Genomic DNA, 18,901 nt, shown 5'->3' on the forward strand with positions numbered 1-18,901 from the left:
CCGGGATGAATTGGCACGCTTGCGCGTTCATTGAAGCTGGGCTGTGGCGAGCGGTCACGCTGCTGATTGGCACATGGTTTGTCGTATTTCCAGTCGTCGGCTACGCGGCGGTACCGTCTTTGTTGGTGAATGGAGATTTTTCTGCAGGTCGTTCTGGCTGGTGGGGTGATACCTCCAACATCGTTCCGCACGACACCGGTATGGCATTGCGGCTATCTTCAGGTTTTGCTGCGCAGGACCGAATCGCGATAGAGGCAGGGCGGCATTACCATGTTCGGTTAGCTATCCGTACGGTTAACGCACCGGTTGGCGCCGCGTTTGTCCAGATTAGCTTTCGCGGAGACAATGTCGACAAGCGTTGGCGCGGTAATGAGCGCATCGTACAACCGTGGGGAACGGAGGCGGCGGCTGTCGTCGCCCAAGGCCGGGAAGGCGTCTGGCAGACATATGACGCTGTTCTGGCTGCGCCGTCGCAAGCGAGTCAGATGTTGATCTATTTGCGAAAGATGCAGGGGACGTCAGGCGTAGCGGAATTTAGCGACGTGAGCGTGACGCCGACCGATGAACCTGTCACCGGTGCTGATGATCTCCAGAGTGTACGGCTGCACGCGACGTTGTTTCCGCCTGCGTTGCCGGAGGCAGAGCGAAATTCCCGGCTGGCAGCAATAGTCAAATCTGCAGGTACACCGGCGGCGCGACTTTTGCTGGCTGAGCATGGCATTGCCCGATATCACGTGCATGTAGGCACGTCAGCCGACGCTATGACCCTACACGCCGCGGCTGAACTTGCAGACTATTTAAAACAGATCACCGGTGCGGACGTTGCGCCGATATCGACCGACGATGCACCGCAGTCTGGTCCGTTGCTGGTTGTCGGCAGCGGCAATCGATTGGCAACGACACTATGCCCGAATGCCGATCGGAATGCGCTCGGCCAGGACGGGTTCATATTCTGCACGTCGGGGCCAAATCTGGTTGTTGAGGGATTGACGTCGCGTGGAACGATGTATGGTGTCAACTGGTTGCTCGATCGGGTTCTCGGCGTCAAATGGCTCGCACCAGACGCGACATACGTACCCTTGCGTGCAACGCTAAGCATTCCGGCGCTAAACGAGCGCCATGTGCCGCGGTTTGCTTACCGGGAAATTCTGAGTAACGAAGGACAGGACCGGGCTTTTCGTGCCCACAATCTGTTGAACGGGGAGTCGCACGGTCCGTCGTTCTCGGTGTCTCCAGCGGCTCTCGATAACTGGGACCATAGCTGGCTGGCAAAAGACGGCGACGCGTCGTTCTGGGACCTGCTCCCCAGGCAGGTCTATGCCAAGGATCATCCAGAATGGTATGCGGGAGGGCAGATTGCGATGATGGATCCGGCGGTGCGCCGCATCCTTGCCGGAAACGTCATTGCACGCTTGCGGCGCCTGCCTGATTACACCAAGGTCTGGTTCGGCATCCACGATATGGATTGGGGCTGGGACATGGATGCGGCGAGCCGTGCCTTTGCAGAAAAGCACGGCGGAAGTCCGTCCGCGCCGCTGCTCGATATGGTGACGGACGTGGCGGCACAAGTACGCGAAGTCATGCCCGGCGCCAGATTGGCCTTCAATGCCTATCACTGGGGGTTTGCACCGCCGGTCGGGATGACTATGCCGGACTATGTCCTGGTGTACCCGATGACCATTCAGGTGGACTACAGTACACCGTTGGATACGGGTCGTAACGAGGCATTAGGAAAAGCTTTGGCAGGTTGGAATGCCATTGCGCCGCACATGTTCGTTTGGGACCACATCACCAACTTCGGCGGCTTCATTCAGCCTACGCCGAACATTTATCCAATCGGCGAGAGCATACAGTGGCTCGCGGCTTTGAAGCACGTATCCGGCTACTTCGCAGAAGGAAGCTGGAATACGCCCGGCGCCGAATTCGCCAGTTTGCGCGTCTGGATGATGGCGCGGCTCCTTTGGAACCCGGATCAGGATGTCCGCGCGCTAGTCGCAGAATACTGTGATAACTATTTCGGCGCGGCATCTCCGTACGTCGTCGCCTATATCAACCTGATGCACGCCACGCTCGCGAGAAGCGGCGATCTGTTGGGAGAGCAGACTCCAGTCGGAATGGCGATGTATTCGCGCGATTTTGTCGCATCAGCGGACAAGCTTTTGGCGCAAGCTGAACGCGCGGTGTCGGAGGACAGTGTGCTTACGGCACGTGTACGACAAGCGAGAATTCCACTTGATTACGTCATTCTGGTGCGTCGAAACGAGTACAACGTGCTGCCTACCGGAAGTTCATGGCAAGTCAATCACGCCACACGTCTGCAGCGATTCGAGGCGTCTCTCAAGGCAGCGCATGTCAGGATGTTTCGCCAGGGCGCCGATATGGCTGCGTTGGAGGAATTACTCGCTATCGAGCGGTGGCCTGCCAAGCCGCCTGCTGAGGTCGTGAATCTGTCTCAGGCAGACTGGCAAGACTTTCAGGATGTCGATTTGAACCTTTACGGCGGCGCACATATTGTCGCTGATGCTTCGGCCAGTGATGGAGCGGCGGTTCTGATAAAAGGGAATTCGTTTAACTGGGCCGTGCAATTCAAATTCGACAATCTGCCGCGCACGGCAGCTTGGGATTTGTACGTGGTGCTGCGCGTGCACGCCAGCGGAAAGACAGATCACCCTGGCGGGGTCCGGGTCGGTTCTTTCCCGCCAATGGACTGCTTTACCGAAGTCTCATCTGAAGCGCTCAGCGGCGCCAGGTACCAGGTCGTCCTTGTGCCTGGGGGGCCATTTTCCTACGGCACAAATCACGACCAAGGCGCTTATGTGCAGGCCGATCGACTTGATGCCGATGATCAGCTATTGGTCGACCGTTTTTTTGTGGTGCGTCACGGCTCAACTCTGAAATGAGCCGGCTCGTGAGGGTGTGTCGCATTGCGTAACGTGGCGTTACGTAATGCGGCGGCGTAACAAGTTCTGATCACCGCGAGAATTGAGCCAAATTACCCGATTCGATCGATGATTTGCTCCTCATTCAGCGGAAAGATCGCAGATGCTTCGAATATAAAAGTCAATTCATGTGGGCGTACTTCTTGCTTTTACGGTGCGATGCACAAGAGCGCTCGATAAAGGCATCGGCGGGCCAGTGTCAGGAAAATTGAAATAGCCCGCACATCTTTTTTCGATAGTCAGTGCGATGTGTATTGCACGCGTCTGTACCGGGGAATGCTTCAAGCAGGCTAGTGGAAAGGACAGGACCCACCGGATATCGGGGCGGTGGGCAAGATAAACGTGGGCGGAGTGAATGCGAGTGGCGTCGGCGGTCGGGGAGCGCAACTGGCAACCCCATCCAGGATCAACTCGGGGTCCCTCAGTGCCTGCAATTCGATTAATAACAATGCGCAGTAAAGCGCTTCGATTCGATCCATGCTCAAAAGACCGCACGCTCAACCGGCAGCATTGGCACCTAAAGCAATAGCACTCTGCGCCATGCTGGCTTTCTCGCTCGCTGCTCACGCCATGGACCCTGCGCTGAACTCGCTTGGGCAGAGCGGTGGTTTAGTCATTCCTTATGGTTTCGTGTTGCCGCCTGGGACGGTTGAAGCTCAATACAACAACTATATTGACCCGCGGTATGGACGCCAGGCCACCGCCGGCCAGATGTATTGGGGGGCAGTCGGACTTCTGCCGTATGTTGAGTTGGCCGGTGGCCTGGTCAATTATCCTGGGAACGTCCACGCGCCGTTTTCAGGCGCGGACCACTTCATCTTTCGTCACCTCATGGCTGACATCAAAGTCGAAGTGCCGAAATTCTTTAAGTATCAACCCAGTATTGCATTTGGCGTGACGGACGTCGGCGGCCAGACGCACTTCTTCCGGTCGAAATATGGTGTTGTGTCGGAAGCGTTCGGGCCGCTCACGTTGACGGCCGGTTACGGTCAGGGCGATCGCCTGGACGGCTTGTTTGGCGGCGCGCAACTGTCGCTTTGGAAAACCGGCTTTTCGCTCCTCGCCGAAGACGATTCGAAGACCCCTTATGCCGGCGTGCGCTACCAGTCTCCGAGAATCAGTTGGCTGGCGGATGCGAACGTGATCGGTACTTTCGTGCGCTCGATTCGGTCAACGAATGGCGTGTCGCCACGTACATCCTTTTCCGTCGGAATTCAAATTCCTTTGGGCAAGCGCTTTAGTGCACCGCTCTGCGAGACGGGTTTGTGCGATGGACCTCAGGTGCCGTTGGCGCAAGAAGCGGACGGGACGGGGCATGACGAACCGATCCAGCTTGGCAGCTTGCGGGCGATCGATACCCAGGCGGTGGCCAACGGCGCCAATCCGCTCACGGGGGCACCGGTCGTCTATGTGCCGCCGCTGCGCACTTATGCGTCGGCAATGCTGAGCGAAGTGTCGCCTGCCGCGCCAGATAGGCCCTCCCCGGTGCTTGCCGATGCGCTCGATACATCGGCGCTCGACATCATTGCTACGCAACTCTTTGCTGCTGGACTCGAGCGTGTGCGGGCAGGGTATAGCGGAAACGATCTGGTTATCGAATACGAGAACCATCGCTACAACCAGAACGAAGCTGACGCGCTTGGTATTGCGCTTGGCATAGCAAGCGTGAATGCACCGCAGGGTATCGACAAGATTCGCGTGGTGATCAAGAAGGCGAACGAGCCGCTCGGCGAAGTGAGCGTCGACCGTCAGGCTTTTGCGCAATTTGTTGCCGATGGTGCACCGTCAACCGCCAGTGCGTCGATGACGATGCAAAGCCGTCCAACCTACGACTCGGACACAATCGCGTGGCATGGCAACGAACATAGCCATGGGCTCACGCGGATTCAAATTCAGCCGATTGTCAGCTATCTCTACGGGACTGAATACGGCAACTTCGACGTTTCGTTGGGTGCGAATATTCAAGGCTTTGTGCCACTGTGGCGCGGTGCTGAATTTTACGCGAGCTATATCGCGCCACTCTACAACACAAAGAACATGGATGACGGTCGCGTGTTCAGCAACTATCGACTCCGTGGTGGGCTGAATGCTGTCGCGCTTGCACAAAGCTTCTGGATCATGCCACGGGTGCTTAACGTTGCCGCCGTCGGCAAGTTCGACTATTCATTTGTCGGTGTTCAAAACGAAACGACGGTGTTCGTACCTGGGCGCCCCGATCTGATTCGATTGCGCCTTGCTTATCTGCACCACGAGCCGGGTCACGACACGTTACCCAGCGAAAAAAACGCGGAGCTGACGTATCGCTGGGTTCAGCCGGCCTGGAAACTCTGGGTTGAAGCGGGTGTTGCGCGTTTTGTGGGTGGCGACAAAGGGCCCGTCGCGACCTTGACCCGCTGGTTCGACGACGTTTCCGTGAGCGTGCATGGTGAGCATAGTGGCCAGGGCACTTTTGTCGGCGCAGCGGTCAGTTTCCCACTCACGTTGCGGCAGGGCATGAAGCCTGGCGTTACTCAGGTCGATGGCACCGGGGCATTCGGACTTGATTTCCGAACGCGAGTGAGCGCGACCAATTACGTGTCTGCCACCGCCGCGGAGAACATGAGCTTTCCGTACAGCACTCAGCAATATTTGCTGAACCAAGGGCGCTTTAGTGGCGAGTACTTTGCCACACAACTTTATCGCATGCGCGATGCGTATCTGCGTTACGCAAGACCGGATGCCGACGTGTCGAAACCAAAGTCGCAAGCGAACATGCCCTCTGTTTCAACGGGGGCGGGGCTTGCGCATGGTGCGTGCGGAATCGCATCGCCGGGTGTGAGCGACGGACAGGCGATTGTGCCTGTCAATTGTGATTGACTTCCTTTGGAGAAAAGAAATGAGGCTTTTTAACGTTGGCGTGCTTCGTGCGCTGCAGTTTGGCTCAATTGTTATCGCGGCCAGTGCACTGGTTGCATGTGGTGGAAGTGATGATAGTGGCAGTTCCCCGGGCGCAACGGTTAAAGGTACCACAGCGGTTGGCGCGGCTCTGGCAAACGCGAGTGTTTCACTGACGTGCAAGAACGGTTCGGGTAGCGCGACGTCCAGTGCAAACGGAGCATATTCCGCGACGTTTAAATTTGACCCTCCGTGTGCAATTACCGCGTCTAGCGGTGCGGTGACAATCCACTCATTTGCTGCAAGCTCAGGTACGTTCAATGTGACGCCGCTAACCGAGCTGCTATTGAGCTATCTTGCCGGGCAATTGGGTACGACAGAGAGCGCCTTGCTTGCGGGAATTTCGACTAATGCGTCGTTTCAGAGCGCCTTGACCAACAGTACGGTAATTGCCAACGCGGTCGCGGGTGTGACGACGCTTCTTAAGAATACCTATGGCATCACGCTTTCGTCGGGTTCATTCCTGACACTCGCCTTTACACCCGGGACGAACGGGCCGGATTCCGATCTCGACGCATTGCTAGCGGCGGGCGCGATTACCAGCAATGGTCAACCTGCAGCGTCTCTTGTGACGGCTGCGGTCGCGGCGGGCGCTGCGGCGCCGATCTCCGGTGGGAGTGCAGGAGGAGGGGGCGCTACGGGAGGAACTGGTGCGTCAACCACTCAATAAAGCTGTAGCCGCGGTGGTTTATTAAGGTTGTCCGGGGTCCGTGCCAACGACGCGCGGGCGAGATCGGACCTTGGACAATCTGCGCAGCGGCATGCGGCATGTAAGAAGAAGTCATATCGGGGTGTTTCAGATGAAAGTTAGCCTGATCCTATGCAGCAAAAATGGCGGAGAGCGGCTTGAGACTTGCTTGAATCACATTGTCGAGCTTGATGCTCCTGACGATATGCAAGTGATTCTGGTCGATAACGGTTCGACTGACGGATTCTCATATTCGTTGATGACGAAATTTGCAGAGTTGTGCCGCTGGGACTGTCAGGTTTTGCAGACTTTCATTCCAGGAAATGCTGCGGGAAGAAACGTGGGCCTTGAAAGGGCTGACGGCGATATCTGTCTTTTCATCGATGACGATTGCTATGTCGATAAGCGCTTCGTCTACGAATGGATAAAAGTTTTCAGATCTAGCGGCGTGGGATTCGGATCCGGGCGAATATTGCGCTACACAGAGCATCAGTCTGATCTTGGTTGCGTCGAATACCAATATCAGAAACTACTTGGATCGAACTACGTGCCGCGTGGATTCATTCAAGGTTCGAATATGGCATTTCGGCGCGAATGTCTGACTGCCGCGGGTCCCTTCGACCGGAGATTCGGCTCAGGCACTGCGTTCGCTGGCGAGGAATGGGATTTGGCCTTGAGGGCGGGATTCAGAGGCTGGAAGGGCGGCTATTTTCCTGGCCCGGTGGTCGCACACGATCATCGGCGTGGAAAAGGCGAAACACGCCGGCGTCTCCTTTTTTACGACTATGGCGGCGGAGCAGTGTACGCGAAACATATTTTCGGCGAGCGTGGCGCGTTAGTCACCAGTCGCTTCATTCGCGAGTTTTTGGTCATTGGGAAGAATCCCCTGAGGGTTGCCTCCTTCTTGAGAGGCTTTTTCGCATTCTTTTTTATTTCCGCGCCAAAGAGTTAGTATGAAAATGTACTTCTATCGCGGTGAGGCTCCCAATTTCGGCGATGAACTGAATGAATGGCTGCTGCCGAAAGTTTTTGATAACTTCTTTGACGACGATGATGATGTCATTTTTCTTGGGATTGGTTCGATCCTGTTTGACTACCATCCTAAAAAGAAAAGAAAAGTAGTTTTTGGCTCCGGTTTCGGTGGCTATACGTCTGTACCCAATATCGACGATAACTGGAAGGTCTACGGCGTTCGCGGCCCCAGAACCGCCGCCGCCTGCGGTCTTGGTCCTGAGTATGTGGCGGGCGACGGAGCTATTCTGATCAACCGCCATCGTCCCCGGCCGGTCGAAACGCCGATTGCAGTGTCGTTCATGCCGCATTTTCAAAGCATTTTCAGGGGCCATTGGGAAACGGCCTGCCGCTTGGCGGGGATACATTTCATCGATCCGCGGCAGCCGGTAAGTCAGGTGCTTGATGAGATTCAGGCAAGCCGGCTCTTGATATCGGAAGCCATGCATGGAGCAATCGTCGCGGATGCATTAAGAGTGCCTTGGATACCCATGCTGCCATTTGACAAACGGCATGTCATGAAATGGTCGGATTGGGCCGAATCGCTCGACATTAATCTGGTACATCGTATCGGACTGCCGTCTTCGCTAGGGGAAGCGTGGCTAGCATGCACTGGGCGCGATCCGCAGAGACTGCGAAAAATAAAGGGTTTTATGAAGTTCGGCATGAACAGTGCCGATACTGCGTTCACCGCAGCGGCGGCGCTTTCGCTACGGCGTCTTTCGATGCTTGAGCCGTCGCTGAGTTCAGATACTTCGATGCAACGAGTATTGAACCGTCTCGAGGATGATGCGGGGAAAATCCGATTGGATTTCGCCCGATAGGACTCGCAGATGCCTTGCATCTGAAAGTGGCGAAATTGAGAATCTTATCGTTGATGCGGCAATTCATAACTCACGCATCGCTTGACTGGACCTGCACGTGAAGATTTTTTTGTTATCAGACCGCGGATTGCCTTCGAGGCCGGACGAGATCGTGTTTGAATATCTTGGTGCGAGTCGATCCACAGCGGCAATCCATGGTGCGTTCTGGTCGGCACTCACTACGCTAATACCGACCGTTCTCAACGGGCTGGTCTTTATCGTCACGTCCCGCTATTTGCTGCCGCGCGATTTCGGCATCGTGGCACTAGCTTTCAGCATCGTGAGTTTCGCTGCCGGAGTTGGACCTACGGCCTTTGGCGAAGCGCTGATTCAGCAGAAAACAATCCGGCAAAGCCATGTCGATTCGGTCTTCTGGCTCACGTTCTTATCTTCAGTTGTTCTTTATGGAATATTGTTCTTCGTATCCTCGATGATCGCACGGACGGTGGGCCAGGAGTCGCTGGTCAACATCCTTCTGATCGTTGCGTTGAAAATTTTCTTCGACATGATGGCCGTCGTACCCAACGCACTGATCGGCCGAACGATGTCTTTTCATTTAGCCGCTGTCCGTGTGGCGATCGCGACATTCTTCTCGTCCATCGTTTGCCTATCTTTAGTCGTAGCTGGGTTCGGACTATGGGCACTAGCGATCGCGCAGATAGCGGGGTCCGCCGCTGCGTGTGTAGCAGCTTTTTGGGGAGCGAAATGGCTCCCGGGTTTCAGGATCAAGGTCAGTAGTCTGCGGGAACTCTCTCATTATGGAATTTACGCGTCCGGAAACCGTTTTCTTCAAACGATGAATCTGGACCAATTGATCATCGGAACGTTGATAAGCCCGACCGGGCTCGGCATCTACAATTTCGCCCGGCGTCTTTTCCAGATGATTAGCGATATCGTTGCGGGCGGGTTCACATCGGTCACGCATGTGCTTCTTTCGTCTCTACAGCACGATCAGGAGAAGGTTCGAGACGCGTTTTTGATGGCGACTTTCGGTTGCTCACTCGTCTCCTTCCCCGCCTTCATGGGGCTGGCCGCGGTGGCCAACGACGCCATACCATTGATTTTCGGATCGCATTGGGTATCCGCTGTCTGGCCGGTGCGATTTTTCTGTGTCATCGGCCTGATGAGCGGTATCGGCGTAATCCAGGCGTCACTTATTACAAGTCAGGGAAAATCCGACTGGTGGTTTTGCTATCAGCTTTTCCGGAATGTCGTGACCATTGCGACAATATTCCTGCTATACAAGCGCGGTGTTGCGATGATCGCATTTGCGTTGATGGTACAGGTACTGATTTTGTGGCCGGTTACCTTGTGGATGGTGTCGCGGCTGATTGCGCTAAGTGTTCTGAATTACCTGCGTCACTTTCTGCGCCCTGGACTGGCTTACCTGGGACTGCTCGCGGCGGTCCTCGCATCTTCCGCGATGCTACGCGATTGGTCGCCGGTCTGGCGCCTTGTTGCGGAAATTGCGGTGGGGGCGACTATCTACAGTGGTCTGATTGTCGCGTTATGCAGAAATCAAGTTCTATTTTTTGTGCGAACTATTTTGAAGCGCCGCGAGCCGCGAGCTACCTAGATAGCCGTCATGTCACACAGACGGCAACGTTTCCAATGTCATGCAGGAATCCATATGGCACTTGTCACATTCGTTATTCCCGTACGGCATCAGGCCAATGCTAATGATTGGGGTGCACTGAAAACGCGGCTTTCTCAAACCGTTGCTTCGATCGCCGCCCAGTCGAACGACAATTGGCGCGGGGTGATTGTTGCCAATGAGGGCGCTGACCTGCCTGAGCTTCCGCCGCGGTTTTCGGTCGAACGCGTCAGCTTTGCTCCTAATCAGCTTCATGACATCGATAACGCGGATAGCGAAGCGGTGTACGAGTCGTTTCGACTCGACAAAGGTCGTCGCGTTCTCAAAGGTATGCTCGCTGCGCGGGAAGCCCGTTTTTTTATGATCGTCGATGACGATGATTTCGTCAGCTCAAAAATTGTCGAGCATGTTTCCAGGCATTCGCAGGCGAATGGCTGGAAAATTGATCGCGGGTATCTTTGGAGTGAGGGTGGAAAGCTGATGCTTCAACACGACGATTTTTCCAATTATTGCGGTACGTCGCTCATTATCAGGGCAACTCATTACGGCCTTCCTGAGCAGTTTTCAGATGCTGGCGACGACTATGTCAAGTCGATGCTGGGGAGTCATGTGCGCATCGGTGCGATCTTGGCCGACCGCGGTGTGCCCTTGGAGAAGCTACCATTTCGAGGTGCCGTATATCGCGTGGGACATAGCGGCGCACACAGCAAATCGCCGCCACTATGGAGAGTTTTGTTTAGACGGAGTTTATTGCTGCGCCCGGGTAGGTTTCTTTCCGAATTAAAGCGCTTCCGTTGTCTTTCCAAAGAACTGCGTCAGGAGTTCTTTGGAAGACAGTCGAGCGCGAGCTAGGCATGGGGAATGTGCATTGATTGGAAGGGTAGTTGTAGCGCTTCAAGTATGGTGCGTTGTTCTCGCTTCGATTGGAATTATCTCGCGAGAACACGCGCTCCTGAATACAAGTATTGCGTACACTACACTAACTTGTTGCGTCGACCCTATCGGCGCAGTTGCGCGAAAACCATTGGCCGACTAATTACGCCCTCCGCTCCGCCTCAAACCGATCCAACTCCCCCAGCAAACGCTCAATCTGAAACGTTTGCAACTCGGTCAGAGGGAATTCATCCTGTATGCGTTGTAGTCGTTTTCGCCAATAGGCTGGTGGCAGCACAGGTTCACCACGAAAGGCGCGCAACGACGGCGCCATCACTCGCGCTACGTGCGCGATGTCTTCATCCATTGTCATGCAAGAACCCCGGAAGACCTCGTTGTTTAGTTTTGGCCTTGTTCTATGCGCGCGCCTGGTTGGAAACGAGTTGGTCTTAAGTGTGCAAGCGGCGACGTCCATGTTAAGAAATCGCAATCGTTCGGTCAAGCTTTCCTACGATCATTCGTTAGAGAGATTTGTCGAATGTCCCTTTATTTGAGGGCTATTTCGATCGCGAAGAGACTTAAAGAGGTGGCCTGCCGTGCCTTAGATACCCACGTCTATACTCGCAGTTTCGCTTCGGCGTGACACATGTCAAACGGCACAAGTTAGTGCCTCCAAACCTCAAGAAGCAGGCAGAGAACAGAGAGCTATCCTGTTGGAAGGAGGCTAGCTCGGTAGCGGTGGGCGTTTTGTTGCGTGCACCACTATTAGGGTGAAGAGAGAATGCGGGAAAACCGATGAAATCAGACCACGAGCCCCACTCCACCACAACCTAAAGCGCATTCCCCCGCGGCGGAATCGCATCCGCTTGCGCCGGCCCACCCACCACCAACTCCGCCTCCGAATAACTAATCCTCACCGGCGGCACAAACCACGCAAGACACAACCCAATCAACGCCGCCGCGCCTGCCACCAGAATGCCGATATGAATCGACTGCACGAGCGCATCCCGCGCGGAATTCATCATCGCATCGCCCGCATGCCCGGCGCTCACCAGACGATTGATCAACGCCGCCTGCTCCGCGCGATCCACCAACAGTTCGGGACTCGCAAACGATTTGAACCACTGCGTCGCCTGATACGAAGCAAGCGAGCGATGCACCCCCTGCGTATAGAGATGCCCAAGCAACGCACCGGTCATCACTGTGCCCAGCATCCCACCGAAAGTACGCAACGATTGCAGCAACGCCGTTGCCGCACCTAGTTGGTCACGCGCGACGATCTGCTGCGAACAGACCGTCAAACTGGTCGCCACCAGACCGAGCCCGAGCCCGCTGATGCCCATGCACGACATCCACACCAGATGCGGCTCGGTACCTCTGAGTACGATTACGCCCAGACACGCCAACGCGGACAGCGCGAAACCGACATACATAATGCCGTTCGCGCGACGGATCCGTGTGACGATACGATTGTTCACCACGCTGCCGACCGTCGTGCCGAGCAGCAGCGGCGTGATCAGCATGCCGGAGTCGTGTGCGGACATCGCATAGCCGCCCTGAAACAGCAGCGGCACATAAAACACCAGCGAAAACAGCGCGAAACCGCCAAGCACCGACATCGCGAAGAGCGCCGACAGCTTACGGTCCATCAGCATATCCACCGGAATGATCGGATACTTCATCCTCCGCTCCCATAGCCACAGCGTCATTGCAAAACTCACCGCAACGACGGCCAGCACGATCGTTATCGTGTCGACGCCGTACCTCGGAAACAGTTCGATCAGCAATTGCAATGAACCGAACGTGACTGCGACCACGAACGCGCCGAGCCAGTCGAGTCGCACGGGGCCTTTGTGTCGCAGGTGACGTAGTGGCGGCAAAAACCGCAGCACGAACAGCAGCGACACGAGGCCAACCGGGACGTTGACGAAAAACACCAGCCGCCAGCCGCCGTATTGTGTGAGCATGCCTCCAAGCGTCGGTCCGACCATATTCGCCACCCCGAACGCAGACGTGACGAACACTAGCCAGCGCAGCCGTAGTTTCGGATTGGGGAACAGATCGGCGACGGTAGCGAACACCGTGCCGATCAGAATGCCGCCGCCTATCCCCTGCAAACCGCGCGAAATCACCAGCAACAGCATACTGGTAGCGAATCCGCACAGTATCGACGCGCCGGTAAACAACAGAATCGCGGCGACCAGAAACGGCTTGCGGCCGAACAGATCACCTAGCCGCCCAAAGATCGGAATGGTAATCACCGAAGCCAGCATGTACGCAGTCGCGACCCATGCGTACAGATCGAAGCCCTTCAGATCGGCGACGATGCGCGGCAGTGCAGTGCCGACAATGGTCTGATCGAGCGCCACCAGCATCGAGACGAATGCAACGCCAAGCATCGCCAGCAGCGACTCGCGAAACGGCAGCAGTTGTCCAGTGGGTAGGGGCGTGTCAAGGTTGGGCGTCATGACGGTCTTGCTTGCGCACTTATTTTCGCGTGGCCTGATGCGCACCCAATGCCGCGCCGAGGTCCTCGTCCGTCGCCGCGGGGAAGATGCTCATGGTCAGCAAATCGCCCCATTCGAGCGCCAGCGCCGACAGTCCGCGCGAATCGTCCGCCTCGACGACTGCAAAGCCATGCAATCCGCCGATCGCATGCCAGCGTCCCAGCAATTTGACACCTTCAGGCGCCCGGCCGCCGGTTTTCATGAAGCGCTCGATGACGGAGTTTTCCGCGGTCGGCAGGCCATTCCATTGCACGATGAATTTCATTGCGTGTCTCCAATATGGTTTGGCGATGCCGGCTCGTGGCAGGTCGTGATCGCCGTTCGCGCTGTGCGACGCTTTCGCATGCCTCGCGCCCCCAACGCTTCTGAGCCAGGATGCTGTCCGGATAGCGCTTGCTATTGGCGAACGGCATAAAACCACGTGGCATCCTAAGCATCATAGGTGAGTGCACGATCGCTAACGTCGCCGCGTGCGGACATTCACCAGGTTAATCGAACAAATTCATCCGTCGCAGGAATAGCTTGGCAGTCACGCTCGTTTCCAATTGCGGACCTCTCGTGCGTCCTATAAGAAGGACCTTTTAATGCGGCTGGCGAAGATGTCGGTATCGATCTGTTTCGAAGCGGGCCATGCAGTGTGCTGGCAGCACCGGCACACGTGCGAGTGGCGCGCCGAACGAACGCCGATGCATCAAACGCAAACGGCACGCGCGTCAGGCGCGTGCCGTTGCTGCGAGTGTCTGATTGGAGGCCTAGCTACGCGACAAATTGCGCGGTATCGCACCAGCGGACACATCGACAATGGCCTGGTGCGCTGCGGGAAAACCCGGCGGATAGTCGACGACGCGTGTGGATCTAGGCACCACCTGCACGGCGATGCTCGCACGTGCACCAATGCGTGCGCCGCCAACAATGGCGGCCATCGCCTGGCGGTCGAGTTCGACGCTGTCAGTCAGGTCTTTGATAGCGAGCTTTGCCATGGTGGCTCCAGGGAAGCGATCGAGCTGGCGGCTGGTGCGATTGGCCAGCCGTCGCTCGGGACTGTCTTTAAGTGTGCTGAGGTCTCGTCGCACTATCAGTATAGGAAATCTGCTTGCAGCTCGCCTGCCCGATATGAGCAGGCAGCAGTAGGGAAGCCCCCGGTCCTTCGCTACTGCATGCCGTTAAACGTTGGCGTAATTGGCGGCCCACAGCGACGGGCTGACATTCAGATGCAACGGCACGAAACCGGCGCCGATCACGCCGATGTTGTTGAGAGCGGCAACATTGACGGTTTGAATCTGGCTGAGATTCTGGTTCACCGAGACGTTGACATTGGCGATGCCGCTAAGGCCGGCAATCGAGGGCAGGCCGGGCACGCTACTGCCGGTGCCGCCGGCCACCGCCGACATTGCCCGGCGGTCGAGCTCGCGGGTGCGGGATAGATCGCGAATCATGAGGGATGACATGGTGATTCTCCAAAGGTGCGCGGAAGACGGGCGTGATCGGAGCGAAGCGGAAATTGCCGAGGGCCTCTCCGCTTCGCCGAATCAGGCGTCAGACGTGGATGTTGTTGCTCGACGTGACGCAGGGGTTGATCGACGAAGTGAGGCCGGCAGCGAACGCGACGTTGTTGCCGTTGGCGTTCTGGATGTTCATTTCGTTGCTGATCAACTGCGTAGCGCTAACCTGCTTGCTGTTGTTCGGCGCGAAGACTGGGCTGATGTTGGTGTACGACGTGCTGGGGTAGCCAAAGCCGAAGCCGAGGCCGCCACGTACGGCGCGCATGGCCTTGCTGTCGAGTTGTTCGGTGATGGACAGGTCTTTGATCATCAGCGTGTTCATGGTAAATCTCCTGGAAGGGAACATCACAGTGTTGCGGTTGGGTTCGAGCATCTTGTCTGCTCGAGTGTCACTAATGCATGGGCTGTGCCAGTTTTACTCGCGTCTCCTAAGAAAGTTGACGAACGCCTGATGCACAAGGCTTTCACGTCATGTCGCCGCATCGAAGCGGCAACGAACCCGCTAGAGGACGACTCGCTGCTGATGGCGCGTACCCAACAACGCAGCGGATTCTGTTGGATGTCGCAAGACACTCGCCGGCCGTGCACGCAGCGGGGCAATCCTGGTTTGCGAAAGACCGGGTCGGGAGCTAGTATCGAAGCGGCACATGTAACTGATTACGACAGGTTTTCTATCAGCCAGAAAGGCTCCGGTCGCATGCGATCCGGCCCAACGGCAGCGGGGGCGCTTCGCACAAATGGCTAGCCTTGCGCATGTGATTCGCGACTATCAGAGCGGCGAGCTGTCACGCGACGAGTTCGTGGCTCAGCTCGACAGCACGTTGACGACCGATGGACTCGATCGCACGCAGCTGCTGGAAATGCTCGGCGCAGCGCATCGCAAAGCCGCTCTCCCCGAGGATCTCTACGCCGAAGTGCGGCGGCGCATCGAACAGCTGCGCGTCTCGAACGTGGCGGCGGGCGGCGACGAAACTGGCATGCGGACCACCGTCGAGATACCGTCTGTACGCTCTGCCAGTGCGGCCAACGCCGCAAGCTCGACAGGCGCACCGAGCGCCGCTGGTGTGCCGGGACATGATCAGATCAAAGGTACTGGCGACACGCTGAATAACCGCTTCGTCCTCGAGGAATGTCTGGGCGTCGGCGGGATGGGCACAGTGTATAAGGCGCTCGATTTGCGCAAGCTCGAGGCGTCGGATCGCAAACCGTATCTCGCGATCAAGGTGCTCAACGTTCAGTTCCGCGGCAATCCGAATTCGCTCGTCGCACTGCAACGCGAGGCGCGCAAGGCGCAGGTGCTCGCGCACCGCAACATCATCACGGTGTACGACTTCGACCGGGACGGACCGATCGTCTACCTGACGATGGAATACCTGACAGGCAAGCCGCTGAGCCAGCTATTGCGCACACCGGGCTATAAAGGCATGCCGGTTCGCGCCGCGCTGCCGATTGTGCGCGGCATGTGCAATGCGCTCGCCTATGCGCATGAGCACGGCTTCGTGCATTGCGATTTCAAGCCCGCCAACGTCTTTCTCACGACGAATGCCGAAGTGAAGGTGATTGACTTCGGCATTGCCCGCGTGTTCCAGCGGCCGGAGGAGGAGAGCGACGCAACTGTCTTCGATCCCGGCAGTCTCGGTGCGTTGACGCCCGCGTATGCGAGTCCGGAGATGATCGAGCATCGCGAGCCGGACCCGCGCGACGACATATACGCGCTCGGCTGCATTACCTACGAGCTGTTGACGGGCCACCATCCGTTCGATAGATTGTCGGCGACGCAGGCTCGCAATTCGGACTTCAAGCCGCAGCGTCCGCCCAATCTCGATGCGAAGCAGTGGCGCGCGTTGCGGGCCGCGCTGTCGTTCGATAGAAACACGCGCATGCCGAGTGTCGTGCGCTTCATCGCGGAGTTCGATAACGAAGCGCGCGCGGAGAAGTCCGGGACGTTGGTCAAGGCGGCATTCGCGAGTTTTGCGGTGGTGTGTGCCGCGGCTGTCGGTGTGTTTGCTTTCCGTTCGGCTCCGAATCGTCAGGATAGCCAGCAGCCGGCTGCGGCGGTTTCGGAGGCGTCGGCGGATCAAACGGCTTCGGCGGCGACGAATGCGTCGGAGTCATCCGCAACTGCCGGACCAGTCGCCGGAGGCGCCGCAAAGTCGGCCGCGGGCTCATCTGCGGGCTCATCTGCCGTGATAACCACAGCGCCAACTGCCGCTGCGTCTGCGGCACCACCGCCAGTGCAGCCTCCTGCGCCGCCCGCGCCCAAACCCGCGTTGACCTTAGCGGCCGTCACACCGGTTCTGGCGCAAGTGCCGTGCTCGGCGCTGTCTGCATCGACACAAGACCATTCGTTGACGGTGCGCGGCTACGTCTCGCAACGCTACGGCGCAGCGCATCTGAAGGACACGCTGACAGCGTTGCCGGGCGTCGATACGCTCGCGCTCCAGGTCGAGCCAATCGCCGACGACAAATGCGACACCATCAAAGCGCTCGCACCCTACTGGACACGCAACTGGCAAGCGGGCCACGTTGCGTCGCTGCATGTGAGGCCACCCGGTGGCCTGTTGAGCGAAGGCGATCCGCTGGTGGTGGACGTCACTACGCCCGCTTACGATTCGTACGTGAACCTCGATTACTACCAGCTCGACGGTAGCGTCGTGCACATGGTGCCGAGTCCGCGTGCGAAGGACAATCAGGCGCCCCCGCACTATGCAGCCACCATCGGCAGCGCGGGTGACTGGATCATTTCGAAGCCGTTTGGATCGGAGATGGTAGTGCTGCTGATCACGCCGACGCAGCTATTCGACAAGCCACGGCCCGAAAGCGAATCACGTGCGGACTATCTGCGCGCCCTGGAGACGCGACTCGCGCAGATCGCCGGCAAGTACGGTCAGGATCATATCGTCGCGGACTTCGCGCCGATCACGACGAAGCCGCGTACGCCTTAGGTAATGCGTTAGGATCGCCCACAAGCTTTACTTAAGATCCTTCACCACCCTGAAACCATCCTGCGACTGGCGCACACTCGCGCTGTATTTGAAGCGTGTCGCGCTCAGCATATAGCCCCCGCCTTCACGCCACGAACCGCCGCGAATCACCCGCATGTCGCAGGTGGGGCTGTCCCATGCATGGCCGTCGGCGGGCGCACCCTGGTAGGAGTTGTGCCAGCAATCGGCGACCCACTCCCAAACGCTGCCGTTCATGTCATACAGGCCCACCGGATTCGGCGCGAACGAGCCAGCGAATTCGGGTCCTTCCTTATGCCACGGATCGCCGCAGTCCTTGCAATTGGCGTTGCCTTTGCGCATCTGATCACCCCACCAGTACGCCGTCGTGGTGCCGCCGCGGTCCGCGTATTCCCATTCGGCCTCCGAGGGCAAGCGGTACGGTTTGCCGGTCGTTTTGCTCAACCACTTCACGTACTGTTGTGCGTCCTCCCAACTGAGATCGCGTGCCGGCGCAGCTTTATTTGTATTGCTTTCAGGCGTCAGCTTCTGACAGGCGTTTGCTGCGACGCACGCATTCCATTGCTCGACGGTCACTTCGTATTTGCCGATCGCGAACGGCGCGCCGATGGTCACGTGATGGACGGGTTTTTCGGAGGGGTCGTCGGTGCTGCTGCCCATCGAAAACGAGCCCGCAGGCAAGGCGATCATGATCGGGCAGGTGGCGCAGTCACGGCTTTCGCCGGCGCTTGGCGGATGCGTCGCGGGCTTTTGTGCCGCTGCTTGCGCGGCAGGTGCCGCGGGTGGGGAGGTCGTTGCAGGTGGCGTAGTTGGCGTCGGCGTGGCGGCGTGCGGGTGGTCTTGCGGCGCGGCGCTGGCCGGTGCGGCAGGCCGCGCGGCTTGTGGCGATGGTGCAGCCGGCGCTGCAGCAGACGGCGCTGCAGCAGACGGCGCGCTCGCCGCTCCAGCAGCGCGTAGCCGGTCGATACGCGCGTGGGCGAGCGCAGCGAAGCGGCCGTTCGGATAGGCCTTCAAATAGGCCTCGTAA

General features: G+C 57.6%; 14 protein-coding genes. 8 read left to right on the forward strand and 6 right to left on the reverse strand.

The window, feature by feature from the left end:
* The first annotated feature begins 5 nt into the window (after positions 1 to 5).
* The 7 genes from KHO30_RS05365 to KHO30_RS05395 all read left to right on the forward strand — a co-directional run bounded on the left by KHO30_RS05365 (position 6) and on the right by KHO30_RS05395 (position 10,881).
* A complete protein-coding gene (locus KHO30_RS05365; protein WP_211700268.1) occupies positions 6 to 2,900 on the forward strand; it encodes a DUF4838 domain-containing protein in 2,895 nt (964 codons plus the stop codon).
* A gap of 579 nt (positions 2,901 to 3,479) precedes the next feature.
* A complete protein-coding gene (locus KHO30_RS05370; protein WP_244863953.1) occupies positions 3,480 to 5,795 on the forward strand; it encodes a YjbH domain-containing protein in 2,316 nt (771 codons plus the stop codon).
* Between the two features lie 19 nt (positions 5,796 to 5,814).
* The gene (locus KHO30_RS05375) at positions 5,815 to 6,543 is read left to right on the forward strand and encodes a carboxypeptidase regulatory-like domain-containing protein (RefSeq protein ID WP_211700270.1); all 729 of its coding nucleotides are present in this window, start codon (positions 5,815 to 5,817) and stop codon (positions 6,541 to 6,543) included.
* A 70-nt stretch (positions 6,544 to 6,613) separates the two neighbouring features.
* Positions 6,614 to 7,513 carry a glycosyltransferase family 2 protein gene (locus tag KHO30_RS05380; RefSeq protein WP_211700271.1) on the forward strand — a complete coding sequence of 300 codons (900 nt, stop codon included), beginning with the start codon at positions 6,614 to 6,616 and terminating at the stop codon, positions 7,511 to 7,513.
* Position 7,514: 1 nt separating this feature from the next.
* Complete coding sequence (locus KHO30_RS05385) at positions 7,515 to 8,396, forward strand: polysaccharide pyruvyl transferase family protein (RefSeq protein ID WP_211700272.1); 882 nt, start codon at positions 7,515 to 7,517, stop codon at positions 8,394 to 8,396.
* Between the two features lie 97 nt (positions 8,397 to 8,493).
* Complete coding sequence (locus KHO30_RS05390) at positions 8,494 to 10,011, forward strand: lipopolysaccharide biosynthesis protein (protein WP_211700273.1); 1,518 nt, start codon at positions 8,494 to 8,496, stop codon at positions 10,009 to 10,011.
* Positions 10,012 to 10,065: 54 nt separating this feature from the next.
* Entirely contained in the window at positions 10,066 to 10,881 is an 816-nt protein-coding gene (locus tag KHO30_RS05395) for a galactosyl transferase (RefSeq protein ID WP_211700274.1), read from the forward strand.
* Between the two features lie 851 nt (positions 10,882 to 11,732).
* Here KHO30_RS05395 and KHO30_RS05400 read toward each other — a convergent pair.
* The 5 genes from KHO30_RS05400 to KHO30_RS05420 all read right to left on the reverse strand — a co-directional run bounded on the left by KHO30_RS05400 (position 11,733) and on the right by KHO30_RS05420 (position 15,233).
* The gene (locus KHO30_RS05400; protein WP_211700275.1) at positions 11,733 to 13,370 is read right to left on the reverse strand and encodes an MFS transporter; all 1,638 of its coding nucleotides are present in this window, start codon (positions 13,368 to 13,370) and stop codon (positions 11,733 to 11,735) included.
* 19 nt (positions 13,371 to 13,389) lie between these two features.
* On the reverse strand, positions 13,390 to 13,674 hold the full coding sequence (locus tag KHO30_RS05405; RefSeq protein ID WP_211700276.1) for a DUF3303 domain-containing protein: 285 nt from the start codon (positions 13,672 to 13,674) through the stop codon (positions 13,390 to 13,392).
* 487 nt (positions 13,675 to 14,161) lie between these two features.
* Positions 14,162 to 14,389: a hypothetical protein gene (locus KHO30_RS05410; protein WP_211700277.1), complete on the reverse strand. Its 228-nt coding sequence runs from the start codon at positions 14,387 to 14,389 to the stop codon at positions 14,162 to 14,164.
* A gap of 183 nt (positions 14,390 to 14,572) precedes the next feature.
* A complete protein-coding gene (locus KHO30_RS05415) occupies positions 14,573 to 14,857 on the reverse strand; it encodes a hypothetical protein (RefSeq protein WP_093637715.1) in 285 nt (94 codons plus the stop codon).
* Positions 14,858 to 14,945: 88 nt separating this feature from the next.
* Positions 14,946 to 15,233, reverse strand: coding sequence for a hypothetical protein (locus KHO30_RS05420; protein ID WP_093637712.1), 288 nt, complete (start codon positions 15,231 to 15,233; stop codon positions 14,946 to 14,948).
* A 415-nt stretch (positions 15,234 to 15,648) separates the two neighbouring features.
* On the opposite strand from KHO30_RS05420, the gene KHO30_RS05425 reads away from it, so the two are divergent.
* Entirely contained in the window at positions 15,649 to 17,856 is a 2,208-nt protein-coding gene (locus KHO30_RS05425; protein WP_211700278.1) for a serine/threonine protein kinase, read from the forward strand.
* A gap of 27 nt (positions 17,857 to 17,883) precedes the next feature.
* On the opposite strand, the gene KHO30_RS39705 is transcribed toward KHO30_RS05425, so the two are convergent.
* Positions 17,884 to 18,564: a formylglycine-generating enzyme family protein gene (locus tag KHO30_RS39705; protein ID WP_425312890.1), complete on the reverse strand. Its 681-nt coding sequence runs from the start codon at positions 18,562 to 18,564 to the stop codon at positions 17,884 to 17,886.
* Positions 18,565 to 18,901 lie beyond the last annotated feature (337 nt).

It is taken from the genome of Paraburkholderia aspalathi, assembly GCF_905220735.1.
Taxonomy (GTDB): domain Bacteria; phylum Pseudomonadota; class Gammaproteobacteria; order Burkholderiales; family Burkholderiaceae; genus Paraburkholderia; species Paraburkholderia aspalathi.